Origin of the sequence: Mesorhizobium sp. M6A.T.Cr.TU.016.01.1.1 (assembly GCF_003952585.1) — a bacterium.
Classification (GTDB): domain Bacteria; phylum Pseudomonadota; class Alphaproteobacteria; order Rhizobiales; family Rhizobiaceae; genus Mesorhizobium; species Mesorhizobium mediterraneum.
This window is the reverse complement of sequence record NZ_CP034452.1, coordinates 2,187,144-2,204,857: the sequence shown is the minus strand read 5'-3', so window position 1 is coordinate 2,204,857 and position 17,714 is coordinate 2,187,144. Positions and strand designations below refer to the sequence as shown.

Sequence of the window (17,714 nt, the reverse complement as noted above, 5' to 3'; positions counted from 1 at the left end):
GCGCGAAAGATCACTACAGTTCAGGACGGTCCGCCCAGGCGCGGCGGCGGCAATCCGTCGTCGAAGGGGAGCGAGCGCGCCTCCGAAGGCAGCATGATCGGGATGCCGTCACGCACCGGATAGGCAAGCCGTGCGATCCTCGAGATGAGCTCGCCGCGCTCCGGATCCCAGGTAAGCGGGCCCTTGGTCAGCGGGCAGGCCAGCAATTCCAGCAGCTTGGGATCGACATTGGCCTTCTTTCCGTCACGCCCATCCACCATTCGGCCCGTCCTCTCACCAGCATTTAAGCTTCGCGCGGCTCTTCCTTCTCCCCTTGTGGGAGAAGGTGGCCGAGCGAAGCTCGGTCGGATGAGGGGTGTTCCGGCTTGGCACCCGCCGCAATCCGTCCAGCACCCCTCAACCGTCTTGGCGCTGCGCGCCAATCCACCTTCTCCCACAGGGGGAGAAGGAAGAGCCACCTATTGCAAGCTCGACCCGAAATCCTCGTTTTCGCGGGCCAGCGCCATTTCGGTGATGGCGATCAGCGTTTCGGCGCGTGTCTTCAGGTCCGCCGCTTCGAGCAACGCCTGTTTCTCGGCCGGCCCGTAGGGAGCCATCATCGACAGCGCATTGACCAGCATGGCATTTTCGGCACGGCTGACACTTTCCCAGTCGGCTTCAAGATCGTTGGCCTGCAAATAGGCGCGAAACGCCTTGAGCAGCGCCGGCCGGTCGATCCCGGCCTCTGCCTGATCTTCATCGAGATCGGTGAGAAAGGGCGCAAACCGACACTGGCGGAAGGGCGTCTTGACCGCGAGCTCCTGCACGATACGGAACCGGCACACACCTTGCAGCGAAATCAGGTAACGGCCGTCGCCGCTCTCGGAAAGCGCGATGATGCGTCCGGCGCAGCCGACATTGCAAAGCTCCGGCTCGCCATCGGCACGCCGCGCACCGTCGAGGCTGGGCTGTATGACACCGATCAGCCGCGATCCGGCGATCGCCTCATCCACCATTTCCAGATAACGCGGCTCGAAGATGTTGAGCGGCATGCGGCCTCCCGGCAGCAGCAATGCGCCTTCAAGCGGAAAGATCGGCACCGTCGACGGCAAATCCGTATCGAGCCGGTAATGCGCGTTTCCCGCCTGCACTTCAGTCCTCCGCTCGCTTCATTGAGAAGCGCATCAAATCCGTCCACCCCATCGCAACTTGACGCGTAAATCGTCAGGAAGCGAAAAACGGATCGGTCTGGCCCCTAATCTGGCGCAGCCGCAGCCGACAGCAAGGCCATCAGGCAAAAACAGTCCATGCCGCGCTCAGGCAAACAGCAGCGATGACAATTTGCGCCGCGCCGCCAGCGTTGCTTCGTCGGTCATGCCCCATGCCTCGAAGAATTGTAGCAATTGCGTCTTGGCGCCGTCGTCGTTCCACGAGCGATCGGCCTTGACGATCGCCAGCAGATTGTCGGCCGCCGCCATGCGGTCGCCGTTGGCGTTCTGGATCATGGCAAGATCGAACCGTGCCTGGTGGTCCCCGGGGTTCTCAGCCAGGCGCCGCTCGAACTCCGCCGGATTGCCAAGAGCTGCCGCCTGCGCGGCAAGCGCCATCTTGGCGCGCACCGCGGCGAGCGGCGGCGCATCCTTCTTTGCTTCCGGCGCCCGGGCCAGCACGGCTTCGGCGCCCTCGGCATCGCCGGCCTCGAACAGCAAATCGCCAAGCCCGGCAATCGCCTCGATCGTCTCCGGCGCCTGTTCCAGGATCGCGTCATAGATATCTGCCGCGGTCTGCACATCGCCGGCGTCGCGCGCCTCCGCGGCCGCGGCAAGCGCCTCGGCCACCTGCGGCGCACCATTGTTCTTGCCGCCGACCTTCTCGATGAACGCGGCGATCTGGCTCTCGGGGATGGCGCCCATGAAGCCGTCGACCGGTTGGCCATCCCTAAAGGCAATGACCGCTGGGATCGACTGGATGCCAAGCTGGCCGGCGATCGAAGGATGGTCGTCGATGTTCATCTTGACCAGCTTGACCTTGCCGCTGGCGGCCGTGACCGCCTTTTCCAGCAGCGGCGTCAGTTGCTTGCAGGGCCCGCACCATGGTGCCCAGAAATCGACCAGCACCGGCTGACGGCGCGACTCCTGGATGACGTCGGCGGCAAATGCGGCGGTCGTCGTGTCCTTGATGAGGTCGACGGCGACAGGCGGCTCGCCAAGCGCGACTTTCGCGGGAGTGGCCTCGGTGCCGCCATACTGCACCGTGGTGGCATACTGCCCGCCATTGCTGCCAAATGGGCCGCCAAATTGATTGTTGTCGCTCATCTCGTCACCCTTTCGGTCGCGCCGCCGGCCACCGGCCCGGCGCGACGTCTAGATTCCTCACTTAGAAGTCGGTTTTGTCGTCATCCATGTGGCGATCATCCCGTGACTTTCAAGATAACAGCATCATGCCCGGTTGCCTCGACGAATTTGACGAGGTCGGCGGCGGCGATCGACGTCGTTGCCTCGTTGGTCAGCGGATGCGCGTTGATGATGGCATGGCCCATCAGCTCCTGGTCGAGAACGACCTTGACCCGCCGCTCGGTATCGTTGATCACGCCGAACACCGTGACCGCGCCCGGAAGGACGCCGAGAAGCTCCATCAGCATCTCCGGCTTGCCGAAAGACACGCGCCCGGCAGCCCCGATCACGTGGTGGATCTGCTTGAGATCGACCACCGCCTCCTCGCCGACGCTGACCAGGAAGAAATTGTCCTTCCTATCCCTAAGGAACAGGTTCTTGGTGTGCCCACCGGCGATTTCTCCCCGCAGCGCCTGCGAATCGGCGACCGTGAACAGCGGCGGATGACGCAGGGTCGAGACCTCGATCCCAAGATCGGCGAGAAAGGCAAAGAGCTCGGCTTCGGTTTTCGGCATGTTATTTCTTGTGGGGCTGCTTGTTGTCGCGGTTGGATCATGCCGTTTACGGCCAATGACGCGGCCGAGACAAGACCGTTGCGCAGCGAGGCTGCCGATTCCGTTGCTATCCACGCTACCGAAGGCTCGTTCACGTCGCCGGGTGCGGCCAAAAAACCTGCGATTTCCCTGTTGCAATCGCCGCGCCCTTCAGCCATATAGGCGCGGCTTGCGGCCAAAAAGCCGCGCGAGCGGGTGTAGCTCAGGGGTAGAGCACAACCTTGCCAAGGTTGGGGTCGAGCGTTCGAATCGCTTCACCCGCTCCAGTTTCTCTCAGGGAATCAAGCGATTAAATCGGCCGCCTTCGGGCGGCCGATTTGCTTTGTGGCCCTGTGTCGCGACCATGTCGCCACGGTGAGCTTTTCGTGCCAAAATCGGCGACGTATCGTCATCCATCTTTTCGCCTGGACCAGTTCAATCATAGATTGCCTTCATCTGAAGATGGGCCGTCAGTCTCACGCGGTGGTACTTTTTCGTTGACAGCCCGGAACGCTGAAAGGCGACCGCACCGGACAGCACTCGATCCGCATTAATAACCAATTCCGTGTCTGCTTTCGGTGGGTAGACGGCAACGCCGAGGACGTTGAAATCGCCGATTGCCATTGACGACCAAGAGTGGGGACGACCAAGAGTTGGAGATCTGCAATGCTACACTTTACTTCGCCGATCCACCCTGGCGAAATCTTGCGGGAGGAGTTTCTTGCCCCTCTGGGTCTGAAGCCTTACACGCTCGCCAAAAAGCTCCATGTGCCACGGACCAGGATTGAGCGCCTTGTGGCCGAAGTGACGCCCGTCACTCCCGACACTGCGCTTCGCCTTGCCAAGTTCTTCAATACGACGCCTCAGTTCTGGATGAACATGCAGGCCGCGTTTGACCTCACTATGGAAGCTGACGCGAAAAAGGAAGAGATCGCAGCGATTGACAGCTACGCCGAAGCGCCGCCTGCAGCTTAGCAGCAGGCGGACATCTTCGGCCGCCATATACGCCATTGATGAGAACCCGCTCGCCAGCTTGGGAACCGCATCGGTAGTCGGTCATTATATCGAGGAGCCGGCGGCTCCCCCCGTTCGGATGGAGAAATCATGCTGCGGATACCGATTGCTTTGTCTTTTCTTCTTGCCTTCAGCGCGCCCTCGACCACCTTCGCGCAGGACCCTTCCAAGAGCATAGAGAGTCAAACAGGCCGCATTGCTGTCGAGACCTTTGCCGAAGGGCTCGAACATCCCTGGGGCGCGACCTACCTGCCCGACGGCACGCTGCTGGTCACCGAGCGTCCGGGGCGCCTGCGGCTCGTCTCGACCGACGGGGCCGTTTCCGATCCGATCGACGGTGTGCCGGACGTCCTCGCCGACGGACAAGGCGGCCTGCTGGATGTGGCGCTCGATCCGGACTTCGCCAACAACCGGACGGTTTATCTCTCCTATTCGGAGCAGCGGAGCGGCGGCGCGGCCACGTCCGTCGGCCGTGGACGCCTGAACGAGAACGGGAGCGCGCTTTCGGGCTTCGAAGTGATCTTCCGGCAGGAACCAGCCGTCTCGAGCCGGCACCATTTCGGTTCCCGCCTGGTGTTCGCGCCGGACGGCAAGCTCTTCGTTACGCTCGGCGAGCGCGGCAAGGCGCAACAGGCGCAGGACGCGAGCAATCATCTCGGGACGGTCGTCCGCATCAATCCCGATGGTTCTGTGCCTGACGACAATCCCTTCGTCGGCAAGGACGGCGCCGACGAGATATGGTCCTACGGCCATCGCAATGTGCAAAGCGCAGCGATCCATCCCGAAACCGGCGTGCTCTGGACGGCGGAAATGGGGCCGCGCGGCGGCGATGAGCTAAACATTCCGGAAGCCGGCAGGAATTACGGCTGGCCCGTGGTCAGCTGGGGGCGGCACTATTCGGGCAAACGCATCCCCGATCCATCGACACGGCCGGAGTTTGCCGGCTCCATCCATAGCTGGACACCGGTCATCTCGCCTTCCGGCATGACCTTCTACACCGGCGACATGTTTGCCGATTGGCGAGGCGACCTCCTGATTGGCGGACTGTCCGCGGCAGGCATCGTTCGTGTCAGAATTGACGGCGAGCAGTTCGCCGGCGAGGAAGTCCTCGCTCTCGGCAGCCGCGTCCGAGACGTGGTGCAGGCTCCCGACGGCGCGGTAATGGCGTTGACCGACGAGCCAGCGGGAAGGATATTACGACTGGCGCCGGCAGCGTCGCAGTGATCCCATGCGGCGCGACAGGAGCGGCACTTCGCGCGCCCGGCGTTGGCGGTCCTTTTGCAGAGATCGTCGGGGTTAAAACGCAATAGGCGGCAAGAACCGCCAGTGGTTCCTACCCTCGCACCGCAGCCAGCCGCGATGTGTATCGCGTGATCGCGGAGGATTGCGTCTACGCGCTCCCATCGATTTCGCTATCTCGCTTTGCTGGCTTGTGACCAGCAAGCGTTTGTTCGCCGCGCAATACGCCCCGGATAGAGTTAGGACTTTTGCTTTTCAATCTCGGACCAAGGTCCCTTGCGGACGGCTGTATTTAAACGAAACTGGCTAAATAGTGGACCTTCATATTAGAGAGTCCTCACATTTATGATCCAGAACCAACCTGGCGGGACGGCGATTCGTAAGGAGAAACCATGAAAACTCGAACCAGTCTGTTCGCAACGGTCGCCGCTCTCGCCCTTGTCGCGTCTCCGGTCTTCGCCGGACCCGGCGGCAATGGCGGCGGGCACGGTAACGGCGGAAGCAACGGCAACGGCGGAAACTCTGGCGGGGCCGGATCGCAGGGACACGGAGCCGCAACTTCTGCGGCGGCTAAGGATAAGACGACGAGCGGAATTGCTCATGCGATGGCTGTCGTTTCGACGACGCCGGCCTCACCGCAGGCCACCCTATCCTTGCAGGCAGCCTTGGACAAGTTCCTGGCAAGAGAGGCCGACCCGGCAGAGTCTTCCGACGACACATCCGGCGAAATTCCTGACGCAGCCGAATAAAATTGCAATTCGTGCGTCCGCGGCGGCGCACCGCAACTATCGAAAATTCTTGCCCGGCTGGCGGGCCTTCATCCGTTTGGCCGATGCCATGGATCAAGGAAGAGCCCACATTGAGCCCAGATCCTCGGGGATCGCTGGACGGTCCTGCCCCTACAGACTGTCCAGAGAGCACCACCGGCTCCGGCCGGTGGTGCGTTTTTGCGTGGGCGCTCAACTGCGCCAGCGGGGACTGGCACGGCATCGACTTTCAAAGGCCGGCCCTCGATGCCAGATAGGGGGCCAGGGCAAGCGAATAGCTGGCCGTCAAATGGTGAAGGTCGCGCCAGACGATGATGTTGCCGGCGACTGCGGGACATAGGAGCGGGCCGCATATGGCATCGGTCATATCCACGAAGACCACATTCTTCTGCGACTTTGCTGCCAAGGCAAACGTGCTGTTCGATTCGACTTCACTGCGCTTGGTGAAGCATTTGGCCGGCGTGGTGCTCAAGCAATCGCCGGGATCGAATTTGATATAGGGTGTGTTGCGAATCGCGACGATTTGCGAGCCTGTTTCCACCAGCTCGCTCCAGACGCTCCGCAGGCCCTCGAGCATCTGTTCTTGTGGCACTGTGCCGTAGCCGGATTGACTGGTAAATATCAGATCCGGCTTCAGTTTGATGATCTCGGCGAGCACGTTCTCCCGCCATTCGGCACAAGACACGTAGGGTTTGCCATAGGCGACGATCGGGACACGGCTGAATGGACAGGCGGACTTTGTAAACGTGACCAGCTTGAGCTTGCGGCCCATGGCAATCCTGTCCAGCGCCGGGATCCATTGGGCGGCGTGAGAATCCCCCACAAGCACGATGGCCCTCGCACCGGCCGGATCGCCGAGAGAGCATCTCAATGGTTCTGCGCCTTCCTCCTGGTGGCACTTCGATAGATACGCAATCGGCAAATCCCGCTTCAACCGGGCAAGGGGAGGAAGGAGATCCACGCCGTCGGGAACGGGAGCGTCGATGAGCAGCGCAGCCGGACCAGGATAGGAAGGCGTCCCGATCAAGGCCGTGTCGATGCTTTCGGTGCGCAGCGAATAGAGCAGGCCGCCGGACACCGCCACACAAGCAAGTATCGCAAAAGTGCCGTATCCCAGCGGTTTCCATTCGACACGGGCGCGAGCCTCTCGATATCGTTGTTCCACATATCGATAAGACAAGTCCGATAGTGCGGTGGTCAGCACAATCAGCCCAAGACCGTTGACCAGCGACACGGAGTAGCCCTGCGCCAGAAAGAAAATGATCAGTGGCCAGTGCCACAGATAGATCGAGTACGACCGGTCGCCGATGAAGCGAAGCATTTTCGAATCAAGCCCGCGAAACCGACCGCGTTCAACCTCGCCGGCCAGGATGACAAGAACGGTAGCGAGGGTCGGCAGCAAGGCGCTTGCGCCTGGGAAAGGCGTTGACGCGGAGAACAACAGGGCGGATGCGAGGATGCCTGCCACGCCCGCCGCCGCCAATGACTGTCGTGCGAACGCTCCCAGTCGAAACCCGTGTCCGGTGAGGGCCAACAGCCCTCCCAGCGCCAATTCCCATATGCGCGTTTGGGTCACGAAATAAGCCTGGGCAGGGTCCATCTCGGTCAAGATCACCGACGCGATCAGCGACCCGGCGAAAACGAGCGACAATGCCCCGATCAATGAAAGTCTCAGCGGGAATCCCTGGCGACGCGCCAGCCAGATCGCCGCAACCATGAGGAGCGGCCAGACGATGTAGAACTGCTCTTCTATCGAGAGCGACCAGTAATGCTGTACCGGGCTCGGCAGGCTGTCGGCATCGAGATAGCTGACGGCGATCGAGGCCAGCCGCCAGTTCTGGACATAAAGGGCGCTGGCACCGATCTGGTTGGCTGTTTCCTCCCAGCGCGCCTTCGAGAGGAAAAACAACGTTCCGCACAGCGTCACAAGCAGCACCAGGGTTGCTGCTGGCAGAAGCCGCCGGATTCGCCGGGAATAGAATTCGATCAGCGAGATCCGGCCGTCGCGCACTGCTGTTCGCGCAAGCAAGCCTGTGATGAGATAGCCCGAAATAACGAAAAAGACGTCGACGCCGACATATCCGCCGGGAAGAACATCCGGCCACAGATGAAAAACCACGACCAGAGCGACCGCGAGACCACGCAGCCCCTGTATATCCGGCCGAAACCGAGGTCCCTCGCGCACTGGCTGAAAACTGTCCCGCAATTCCGAACGGCCTGTCTCAAGAGAAATGTCGGACCGCAAACGTCAGACCACATCACGGGTCATTAGACGATATCAAAACCCGCTGGCGGCCACCATACCGCCGCACGCACCAAACGCGACGCACTGGAAGGGCCAGCGGCGTCAGTTCCGGGGAACCGCGAACATGTCGAAATTCTTCTTCCTGCCGAGATCGTTTTCGGTGAGTTTCGGACCGAACAGCGTCGTCGGCCCCACCAAGTGGACATCGTAGCCCTTGTCGGCAAAGAACCGGCGCATCCGCACCCGCTCGTCCATCGAAAGATTGTGATTGACCTCGGACTTGATGTAGGGCCGGCATTCGTCGATCAGCGCGCCGATCGAGATCAAAACCGACAGATCATGCTGCTCCACATCGGTCTTGATGTAGCGCAGGCGCTTGATGCGCTGGCCGAGCCGGGCACGGATCAACGGCTCAATTCGCCGTCCCTCGACCGGGATACTGAAAGCGCTCCCGTGCTTCCACCGCGACACGCCGGTGTGGTCGCCGCCGTTCTCAAATCCCGGGTTGCCGTAGTCGAAGACGAACGACCCATCTTCCGGCGTCGCCGCGTAAGGAATCGGAAAAATATTCAGTCTGCAAGGGTTGAGCGCGGCATTGGCGCCGAGGATCGTGAAGGCAAAAGGGTTCGGCTCGAAAGCGAGGACCAGGCCCTGCGGCCCGCAGGCGAGGGCGATCGGTATCGTGCTGTCGCCAACCTGGGCACCAACGTCGATCGCCACGTCGCCATCGCTCAGGAACGTCCGCAGGTCATCGACTTCGCCCTGGGTGAGATCGAGGTCTGCCCCGCGCGGGTTCTTCCAGCGAGCGAATTCAATCTTCCCGTCTTTCGGGAGATCGATGACTTGTATCGAGTGGCCGTAAACGCGTGTTCTTGGCTTCAATCCAAGCAGATAGAAATATTCTTTTAGTCTCACCCCTTGCTGATAACGCAAACCAGGACGGCATTTCAACCCGGGACTATCTGACGCCAGCGCCTCTGCGAAAATCCGACGGCGACATGCCGGCCAGCTTGCGGAACGACTTGTTGAAGGCGCTGAGCGAGCCGAAGCCGGAGTCCATCGCGACGCGCAGCACGTTGGCATCCTGGTGCATCAGCAGCGCCTGGGCGTAGCTGAGCCGCAACAGGTTGACATATTCGTTGAGCGTCATGCCGGTCGATTTTTTGAAGATGCTCATGGCGTATTTGGGATGGATATCGGCCGTCGCCGCGATGTCCACACAGTCGATCTCGTAGAGGAAATTCTCCGCTATGAAGTCGCACATGCGCCCGACATTGCGCAGGGATTGCTGATCGAACGGATTGCCTGCTTCCTGCTCGATCGAGGTTTCGGGTGCGAGCCGGTAGGGCTCGAACCGCACCCGCTCCAGCCGCAGCAACAGCTCGTTCACGGCGTGCTCGGCCTTGGCTGGATCGCCTGACCGGACATAGCGGTTCCAGCGCTCGAAATTGTCGCTGTCGGACCGGTCGGTGGCATTGGTCACCAATGTCGCGCCCGTCATCAGCCGGTTGCGAATATCAGCGGGCAAATGCAGCCGGAAGAAATGCACCAGTGGCAGATGCGCGCCGGCGAAGACGGCATCGTCCGATGCATCGATCATCTGATGCGGCAGGCCGCCCCAGAACAGGCACATGTCGCCGGCCGAAAGCGAGATTTCGTGATCGTTCATGCGGTAGTGGACAGTGCCGCACATGATGAAGTTCACCTCGACCTGGGCATGCCAATGCGGCTTGAGCATCACCAGGGGATGATTGTGAAACGTCTGCAGGAGCAGCGGCAGGCCCTCCACGCTGCTGGCGCCAGGCTGGTAAAACGGTCTTTCCGGCATCTTACTTTCCGCCAATTCTTTATTCCCTTTGTCGCGGACAAGCCTTCGCCAGTGCCTAGTCTAGCCATGCTCGCGAAGAGAGAGCAAATGAAATGGGAGGATTTCGATGCGCACCACATTGACCTGCGCCGCGCTCGCGCTTGCCCTGGGCTCAGCCCCGGCCTTTGCGCAGTCCGGCGAAATCACGATCTGGAGCTGGAACGTCGCCGCTTCATCGCTGAAGGCCACTATAGAAGGCTTCAACAAGCAGTTCCCCGACGTCAAGGTCACGGTCCAGGATCTCGGCAACCAGCCGACCTACGACAAGTCGATAGCCGGCTGCGCCGCCGGCGGCGAGGGACTGCCTGATATAGTGACGATCGAGAACGGCGAGGCCGAGAACTACTGGAGCCAGTTCCCTGACTGCTTCGTCGACCTTCACACGCTGGGCTACACGGCCGAAGACCAGGCAAAATTCCCAGATTTCAAACGCACCGAGCTCGAAGTGGAAGACAAGGCCTATGCGATGCCATGGGATTCGGGCCCGGTGGCGATGTACTATCGCCGCGACTTCTACGAGAAGGCCGGCGTCGATCCCGCGTCGATCAAGACCTGGGACGATTTCATTGCCGCCGGCAAGAAGATCCAGGACGCCAATCCCGGCGTGACGATGACCAACGCCGATTTCAACGGCGACTCCGAATTCTTCCGCATGATCGCCAACGAGCAGGGCTGCGCCTATTTCGCCGCCGATGGGCAGTCGATCACCGTCAATCAACCGGCCTGTGTGGCGTCGATGACCAAGATCAAGGAGATGAAGGACGCCGGCATCATCACCTCGGCCGACTGGAGCACCAAGATCACCAACAACACCGCCGGCACTGTCGCCACCCAGATGTATGGCGGCTGGTATGAGGGCACCATACGCACCGAATCGCCCGACGGCAGCGGCAAATGGGGCGTCTACCTGATGCCGAGCCTCACCGCCGACGGCCCGCGCGCCGCCAATCTCGGCGGTTCGTCGCTTGCCATCACATCGGTGTCCAACAACAAGGAGGCAGCCTACGCCTACCTGAAATACTCGCTTGCGACCAATGAGGGCCAGATAGCGATGCTGAAGGGTTTTGGCCTCGTGCCGTCTCTGATCTCGGCCCTCGATGACCCCTATGTCTCCGAAGGCCAGCCCTATTGGGGCGGCCAGCCGGTGTGGAAGGATATCCTCGGCACCTTGCCCAAGGTCGTCCCGAGCCGCGGCACGCCGTTCCAGAGCGACGCGGAGATCATCGTCCGCGCGGTGCAGACCAAATATCTGGGCGGCGGCTATCCCGATGCCAAGGCAGCGCTCGACGATGCCGCAAGCCAGATCGCCTCGGCGACCGGCCTGCCGGTCGAAGAGTGATCTTCACGCGGCTCTTCCTTCTCCCCTTGTGGGAGAAGTGTCGCCGAAGGCGACGGAGTGTTGGACGGATCGCCGACGCTGAGTTTCTTCCGGCACCCCTCAACCGTCTTGGCGCTGCGCGCCAATCCACCTTCTCCCACAAGGAGGGCTTTGCACGGGGAGCGAAGTGGATTTCGGTGGTCAGTGAGGGCCTTTTTGAAGGCCGGCAGAGCGGTTTTCCGCGGCCCTTGCGGGGCCTTTGTCGGTTTAGGCAGCCATCCTGCCGGATTGTGGACGCACTCCTCCCTCATGTCCGCCTCTCATCGGGTGGATAGAGGACGCCAATCATGGTGCGCAGATTGTAAGCGCAGGCGGCCAGTATGCACTGCGTGCGGTTGGTGGCGAGGTTGAAGAAGCGCAGGCGTCGCATGCCGTAACGCTCCTTGAACACGGCGAAAGGCCGCTCCACTGCCGCCCGCACCTTGGCGATCAGCCGGTTGCGCAGCTTGTGGCGCGGCGGCAACTCGGGGTGATGCTTGTTGGGCCGCCGCATCAGCCGGTCCTTAATGTTGGCGGCGGCGAGCCGGGCATGGCGGGCGTGGGTGTAATAGGCTTGATCGCCATAGGCCGCCTTCTCGTCGCCGCAGATCAACTGGTCGGCCGGCTCGGTGTCGGTGACCGAGGCGTCGCTCGCCTCGACACGCCGGATCAAGGTGTGCTCCTGGTCGACGCCGATGTGCATCTTGTAGCCGAAGGTGCTCTTCTTGCCCTTCTTGCCCCAACGCGCATCCTTGTCGGCCGACGGCTTGACCGGACCTTGGTGGCCCTTTTTCGGCTGCTTGGGCGGACGGCCACGAGCCTGCAGGAACGTGGCATCGACCAAGGTGCCGCGCTTGACGATCAGGCCCTTCTCCTCCAGCTGACGGTTGATCTCCTCAAAGACCTTGTCGATCAGTCGCTCACGCGTCAGCTCCTCGCGGAAGCGCCACAGTGTCGAATGGTCGGGCGTGCGGTCCGAAAGGCTGAAACCGGCAAAGCGGCGGAACGACAATCGGTCCCGGATCTGCGCCTCAAGCGCCGGATCGCTCAGCCCATGCCACATGCCCAGCAAAAGACAGCGCACCAGCGGTTCCGCCGGATAGCTGGTGTTGCCCGAGCCAGGACCGCTGCGCTGACCCAGCAATGTTCGGATCGGCGCCCAGTCCAGTTCCTTCGATACTAGGTCGAAAATCGTCTCATCCGACGCCGCCAGACCGTCCGCCAGACTCAACTGACCCAAAACACGATCCGCCATCCCGAATCTCCCTGCTCCAACCTTCACCACAGAATCACCGTTCGGCTTCTGTGCAAAGGTCTCACAAGGGGAGAAGGGAAGAGAAAGCGGCGCCGGCTTCGACAGTAGGCCGGTAAACCTAGAAACGGGAGGCGAAGGAGGCAACGATGCGCTATCAGAACGCCACGGCATATCGCTTCCTCGCGCCCTACCTGCTGATCTTCTCGATCTTCTGGCTGTGGCCGATCATCAGCTCGTTCCTGATCTCCTTCCAGGCGACGCGCACCGTGCCGTGGCGGTTCGCCCCCACCTTCAACTGGGGCCGGCTGATCGGCGACCCTGCGTTTTTCAATGCGCTGAAGAACACGCTGCTCATCCTCGTCATCCAGGTGCCGGTGATGATCACTTTGGCGATCATCATGGCTGTGCTTTTGAATTCGCCGCTGCTGAAAGCCCGTGGCCTGTTCCGCTTCGCCTTCTTCGCCCCGGTGGTGGTCGGCGAAGTCGCCTATTCGGCGGTGTTCCGGCTGATGTTCAACCTCGATTACGGCATCATCAACAAGCTGCTGAACAGTGTCGGCCTGCCCCGTATCGACTGGTTTTCCAACGTCACGCCGGCGATGGCGGTCATCATGATCGCGGTGACCTGGCGCTGGGCCGGCTACAACGCCATCATCCTGCTCGCCGGCCTGCAGTCTATCCCCCAGGATGTCTACGAGGCGGCGACGTTGGACCGCGTCAGCAAGCTCAAGCAGTTCTTCTACATCACCCTGCCGCTGCTCAAGCCGATCATCGTGTTCTGCGCCGTGCTGTCGATCATCGGCACCATGCAGCTGTTCACCGAGCCGTTCCTGATCACCGAACGCGGCGGACCGGGCGGCGGCACCGAAACGCTCGGGCTGCTGCTTTACCGCCATGGCTTCAGGTCGCTCAACTTCGGCTACGCCTCGGCCATCGCCTACACCATGGCCGGACTGGCGATCGCCATCTCGCTGGTGCAACTGTGGCTGACGAGGGACCCGAAATGAGCTCGCGTTCCTCTTCAAAACTGGGGCGCAGCATCGCGCTGCATCTCTTCCTGACGCCGCTGGCGCTGATCTGGCTGTTTCCTCTGTGGATGATGGCGATTTTCTCGACCATGCCCGACAGAGGCATCTTCAGCCCCAGCATCGAGCTTTTGCCGCACGGCAGTTTCCTCGACAATGTCAACAATCTGCAGCGCGACACCAATTTCATCGGCGCCATCGGCATCTCCGTCTCGGTGGCGGTGACCTATACGTTCCTGTCGGTGCTGCTCACCTCGATGGCCGGCTGGGCGCTGGCGCGCTACCAGTTCTTCGGCAAGGGCGTGGTCGTCGCCATCATCCTCGGCACCATCACGCTACCCTATGCTGTCGTGCTGATCCCGCAATTCATCATGGTGGCGCGCGACTTCAAGCTCGCCAACACCTGGGTGGCGCTGATCGTGCCGCCGCTCTTCAATTCGCTCGGCGTGCTGTTCATGCGGCAGAGCTTCTCGATGATGCCGGGCGATCTATTCGACGCCGCTCGGGTCGAGGGGGTCAAGGAGTGGCGGATCTTCCTGTTCGTAGCGCTGCCGCTGGCGCGGCCGATGCTGGCGGCGCTCGCCATCATCCTGTTCCTTGCCTCCTGGAACAACTATCTCTGGCCGCTGCTGATCAATTCCAAGCCCGGCGCGATGACGGCGCCGGTGGCGCTCGGCACGCTGATCGGTCTCACCAAAGTGTCGTGGGGCGGCATCATGGCGGGCGCCGTGATGCTCACCGTGCCGATGCTCGTCGTGTTCGTGCTCTTGCAGCGCCATTTCGTCGCCGGCATTGCCGCCGGCGCCATCAAATAGGATCAGCATGGCAGCGGTCACACTCAAAAATGTCGTCAAGCGCTTCGGCGGCTTTCAGATCATTCACGGCGCTGACATCGACGTCAATGACGGCGAATTCGTCGTCTTTGTCGGCCCCTCCGGCTGCGGCAAGTCCACGCTGCTGAGGATGATCGCCGGGCTCGAGGACATCAGCGGCGGCGAGATCGCCATCGGCGGCAAGGTGGTGAACGACGTCGAGCCGGCCGATCGCGGCATCGCCATGGTGTTCCAGTCCTACGCGCTCTACCCGCATATGAGTGTCGAGCAGAATCTGAGCTTCGGGCTGAGGATGAACGGCAACCCGAAGGCCGACACCGAGCGGCGGGTGAAGCGGGCCTCCGAGATCCTGCGCATCGCCGAGCTGATGAAGCGCCGCCCGCGGCAATTGTCGGGCGGCCAGCGCCAGCGCGTCGCCATCGGCCGCGCCATCGTGCGCGAGCCGCAAGTGTTCCTGTTCGACGAGCCGCTGAGCAACCTCGATGCCGAGCTCAGGGTGCAGATGCGGGTCGAGATCTCGCGCCTGCACAAGGAGCTCGGCGTCACCATGATCTATGTGACGCACGACCAGACCGAAGCGATGACGCTGGCCGACAGGATCGTGGTGCTGCGCGACGGCTATGTCGAGCAGATCGGCAGGCCGCTCGATCTTTACAGTGACCCCGACAATCAGTTCGTCGCAGGCTTTGTCGGCTCGCCGAAGATGAACTTCATCAAAGCTCGGGTCCTGGGGCAAAGCGCTTCCGGCGTGACGGTCGAATTGGCAGGCGGGACGCGTCTTACACAGCCGCTGAATGGCCCGGTGCCCGAACCGGGAAGCAAGGTAGTGGTGGGCGTTCGCCCAGAACATTTCGGTCATGCCGGAAAGGGCGATGCCGACCTTTCTGTAACCATCGACGTGGTCGAGCATCTGGGTGGCACGAGCTTTCTCTACACCCGTACTGCGGCTGGCGACGATATCGTCATCCAGCGCGACGCGGCCGAGGTGCCAGAGGCCCCTGAGATCACCGTTTCCATCCGCAAATCTTACTTATTCGACGACAACGGACGGCGGCTGCGCTGACGGCCAGCTCGTCTCAAATCCCAGGAGAATGACAATGACTTCAATCGCGCCCATCCGCTGGGGCATTCTCGGGCCCGGCGCCATCGCCAAGGCCTTTGCCGGCGGCGTGGCACATTCGCGCACCGGCACATTGGTTGCCATTGCCGCGCGCAATCCCGGCAAATCAGGCCTCGCTGAAAACTTCCCCGGCGCCCGCATCCTCGACGGCTACGAGGCTTTGCTCGCGGACCCGAACGTCGATGCGATCTACATTTCGACGCCGCATCCCAGCCACGCCGAATGGGCGATCAAGGCGGCCGAGGCCGGGAAGCATGTGCTTTGCGAAAAGCCGATGGGGCTGACCGCCTTCGAGGCCGATGCGATGATCCATGCGGCGCGCAAGGCCGGTACCTTTCTCGGCGAAGCCTTCATGTATCGGCTGCATCCGCAGACGGCAAAACTGGTCGAGCTGATCAGGTCCGGCGCGATCGGCGAGGTGCGCATGGTGAAGTCGAGCTTCGGCTTCGCCATGCCTGATTTCATGCCGGAGCACCGGCTCTACGCCAACGACCTCGCTGGCGGCGGCGTTCTGGACGTCGGCGGCTACCCCGTTTCGATGGCGCGGCTGATTGCCGGGGCGGCGGTCGGAACGCCCTTCGCCGAGCCGGACAAGGTGGTCGGCGCTGCGCATCTCGGCCAGTCCGGCGTCGACGAATGGGCCTCGGCGCTCCTGCATTTTCCCAGTGGCATCGTCGCCGAAGTTTCCTGCGGCATTTCGCTGGCGCAGGACAATGTCCTGCGCATCCTCGGCACCAAGGGTCGCATCGAGGTCGCGGATTTCTGGTATGCGAGCGGCAGGGAAGGCGGCACCGGCGAAATCCGCATCATCCGGCCGGGCGGGGAGGAGGTGGTCGAGGTCAGGGAAGACCGCCGGCTCTACGCTTTCGAGGTCGACGCCGCCGGCGAGGCCATCCTGGCCGGGAAGCAGGAGTTTGCCTGGCCGGGCATGGGCTGGGCCGACAGTCTCGGCAATCTGCGCGTGCTCGACAAATGGCGCGCCGCGATTGGCCTCGAATACGAGATCGAGAAGCCCGAAAAACGCCTCAACACCATCTCCGGTCGGCGGCTGCGCGCCGGCGGCACCGCGATCCCGAAGCGCGAAATTCCGGGCCTGCCGCGGCCGGCCTCGTGCCTGGCGCTCGGCTTCGAGGATTTCCGCACGTTCTCCTCGGGCATGATCCTGCTCGATGCCTATTTCGAAGACGGCGGCAACGTCTTCGACACCGCCTATATCTATGGCAGCGGCTACACCGAAACGCTGCTCGGCCAGTGGCTGACGAACCGCGGCGTGCGTGAGCAAGCGGTGGTCATCGGCAAGGGCGCGCACACCCCGCTCTGCTATCCCGATGTGATCGGCAAGCAGCTCACCCAGTCGCTCGACCGGCTGCAGACCGATCATGTCGATGTCTATTTCATGCACCGCGACGATCCGGACGTGCCGGTCGACGAATTCGTCGACGCGATGGACAGGGAGGTCAGGGCTGGCCGCATTCGCGGTCCGTTCGGCGGCTCGAACTGGACAAGGGAACGCATGGACGAGGCTATTGCCTATGCCGAGCGGACCGGTAAGCAAAAGCCTGGCGCGCTTTCGAACAATTTTTCGCTGGCCGAAATGCTGGTGCCGATCTGGCCAGGTTGCGTCACATCGTCGAGCGATGAATGGAAGGCCTGGCTGACCGACCGGCAGATGCCGAACTTTGCCTGGTCGAGCCAAGGGCGGGGTTTCTTCACCGGCCGCGCCGGGCGCGACCAGCGTGACAATGAAGAGCTGGTCCGGGTCTGGTACTCGGAGAAGAATTTCGGCCGCCGCGACCGGGCGATCGAGCTCGCCAACAGACTGGGCAAGAGCCCGATCCATGTCGCGCTCGCCTATGTCCTGGCCCAGCCGTTCCCGTCCGTCCCGCTGATCGGACCGCGCACGCTCGACGAGTTGGAGGACAGTCTGCGGGCGCTCGACATTGCGCTTTCGCCGGACGACATCGCATGGCTGGATGGCGGTTCGGATCGGCAGCGCGCGCGAGGCACGGGCTGACCTACCTCGCCTTCTCCCCTTGTGGGAGAAGGTGGATTGGCGCGCAGCGCCAAGACGGATGAGGGGTGCTGGA

15 protein-coding genes, 1 tRNA gene and 1 pseudogene are annotated in these 17,714 nt (G+C 62.1%); 9 read left to right on the top strand and 8 right to left on the bottom strand.

The window, feature by feature from the left end:
* Positions 1 to 20: 20 nt before the first annotated feature.
* The 4 genes from EJ075_RS10380 to EJ075_RS10365 form a co-directional block, all read right to left on the bottom strand.
* The gene (locus tag EJ075_RS10380) at positions 21 to 260 is read right to left on the bottom strand and encodes a Trm112 family protein (RefSeq protein WP_126104296.1); all 240 of its coding nucleotides are present in this window, start codon (positions 258 to 260) and stop codon (positions 21 to 23) included.
* A 198-nt stretch (positions 261 to 458) separates the two neighbouring features.
* Complete coding sequence (locus tag EJ075_RS10375) at positions 459 to 1,130, bottom strand: LON peptidase substrate-binding domain-containing protein (protein WP_095495673.1); 672 nt, start codon at positions 1,128 to 1,130, stop codon at positions 459 to 461.
* Positions 1,131 to 1,295: 165 nt separating this feature from the next.
* Positions 1,296 to 2,294, bottom strand: a complete 999-nt coding sequence (gene trxA / locus EJ075_RS10370) for a thioredoxin (protein WP_126104295.1) — start codon at positions 2,292 to 2,294, stop codon at positions 1,296 to 1,298.
* A gap of 95 nt (positions 2,295 to 2,389) precedes the next feature.
* Entirely contained in the window at positions 2,390 to 2,887 is a 498-nt protein-coding gene (locus EJ075_RS10365) for a prolyl-tRNA synthetase associated domain-containing protein (RefSeq protein WP_126104294.1), read from the bottom strand.
* A gap of 230 nt (positions 2,888 to 3,117) precedes the next feature.
* Between EJ075_RS10365 and EJ075_RS10360 the strand changes: the two genes are divergently transcribed.
* From EJ075_RS10360 to EJ075_RS10345, 4 genes and pseudogenes are all read left to right on the top strand, one after another.
* Positions 3,118 to 3,192, top strand: a tRNA-Gly gene (locus EJ075_RS10360).
* 226 nt (positions 3,193 to 3,418) lie between these two features.
* A pseudogene (locus EJ075_RS10355) lies at positions 3,419 to 3,532 on the top strand (type II toxin-antitoxin system RelE/ParE family toxin); the annotation flags it as partial.
* A gap of 39 nt (positions 3,533 to 3,571) precedes the next feature.
* Complete coding sequence (locus tag EJ075_RS10350) at positions 3,572 to 3,880, top strand: HigA family addiction module antitoxin (protein WP_126104293.1); 309 nt, start codon at positions 3,572 to 3,574, stop codon at positions 3,878 to 3,880.
* Between the two features lie 129 nt (positions 3,881 to 4,009).
* Positions 4,010 to 5,143, top strand: coding sequence for a PQQ-dependent sugar dehydrogenase (locus tag EJ075_RS10345; RefSeq protein WP_126104292.1), 1,134 nt, complete (start codon positions 4,010 to 4,012; stop codon positions 5,141 to 5,143).
* A gap of 1,011 nt (positions 5,144 to 6,154) precedes the next feature.
* On the opposite strand, the gene EJ075_RS10335 is transcribed toward EJ075_RS10345, so the two are convergent.
* The 3 genes from EJ075_RS10335 to EJ075_RS10325 all read right to left on the bottom strand — a co-directional run bounded on the left by EJ075_RS10335 (position 6,155) and on the right by EJ075_RS10325 (position 9,998).
* Positions 6,155 to 8,110: an acyltransferase family protein gene (locus EJ075_RS10335; protein ID WP_281033472.1), complete on the bottom strand. Its 1,956-nt coding sequence runs from the start codon at positions 8,108 to 8,110 to the stop codon at positions 6,155 to 6,157.
* Positions 8,111 to 8,272: 162 nt separating this feature from the next.
* Positions 8,273 to 9,085, bottom strand: coding sequence for an FkbM family methyltransferase (locus EJ075_RS10330; protein ID WP_164547076.1), 813 nt, complete (start codon positions 9,083 to 9,085; stop codon positions 8,273 to 8,275).
* A 43-nt stretch (positions 9,086 to 9,128) separates the two neighbouring features.
* Positions 9,129 to 9,998, bottom strand: coding sequence for a helix-turn-helix domain-containing protein (locus EJ075_RS10325; protein ID WP_095484815.1), 870 nt, complete (start codon positions 9,996 to 9,998; stop codon positions 9,129 to 9,131).
* A 106-nt stretch (positions 9,999 to 10,104) separates the two neighbouring features.
* On the opposite strand from EJ075_RS10325, the gene EJ075_RS10320 reads away from it, so the two are divergent.
* Positions 10,105 to 11,376, top strand: a complete 1,272-nt coding sequence (locus tag EJ075_RS10320) for an ABC transporter substrate-binding protein (RefSeq protein ID WP_126104288.1) — start codon at positions 10,105 to 10,107, stop codon at positions 11,374 to 11,376.
* Between the two features lie 286 nt (positions 11,377 to 11,662).
* On the opposite strand, the gene EJ075_RS10315 is transcribed toward EJ075_RS10320, so the two are convergent.
* On the bottom strand, positions 11,663 to 12,649 hold the full coding sequence (locus EJ075_RS10315; RefSeq protein WP_126103272.1) for an IS5 family transposase: 987 nt from the start codon (positions 12,647 to 12,649) through the stop codon (positions 11,663 to 11,665).
* 146 nt (positions 12,650 to 12,795) lie between these two features.
* Between EJ075_RS10315 and EJ075_RS10310 the strand changes: the two genes are divergently transcribed.
* From EJ075_RS10310 to EJ075_RS10295, 4 genes are read left to right on the top strand one after another with little or no spacing between them, the layout of a single operon-like run.
* Positions 12,796 to 13,656, top strand: a complete 861-nt coding sequence (locus tag EJ075_RS10310) for a sugar ABC transporter permease (RefSeq protein ID WP_126104286.1) — start codon at positions 12,796 to 12,798, stop codon at positions 13,654 to 13,656.
* Complete coding sequence (locus EJ075_RS10305; protein ID WP_126104285.1) at positions 13,653 to 14,489, top strand: carbohydrate ABC transporter permease; 837 nt, start codon at positions 13,653 to 13,655, stop codon at positions 14,487 to 14,489. The genes EJ075_RS10310 and EJ075_RS10305 overlap by 4 nt, the downstream gene beginning before the upstream one ends.
* Before the next feature lie 7 nt (positions 14,490 to 14,496).
* Positions 14,497 to 15,570 carry a sn-glycerol-3-phosphate ABC transporter ATP-binding protein UgpC gene (gene ugpC, locus EJ075_RS10300; protein ID WP_126104284.1) on the top strand — a complete coding sequence of 358 codons (1,074 nt, stop codon included), beginning with the start codon at positions 14,497 to 14,499 and terminating at the stop codon, positions 15,568 to 15,570.
* Between the two features lie 34 nt (positions 15,571 to 15,604).
* The gene (locus tag EJ075_RS10295) at positions 15,605 to 17,641 is read left to right on the top strand and encodes an aldo/keto reductase (RefSeq protein WP_126104283.1); all 2,037 of its coding nucleotides are present in this window, start codon (positions 15,605 to 15,607) and stop codon (positions 17,639 to 17,641) included.
* Positions 17,642 to 17,714: the final 73 nt, after the last annotated feature.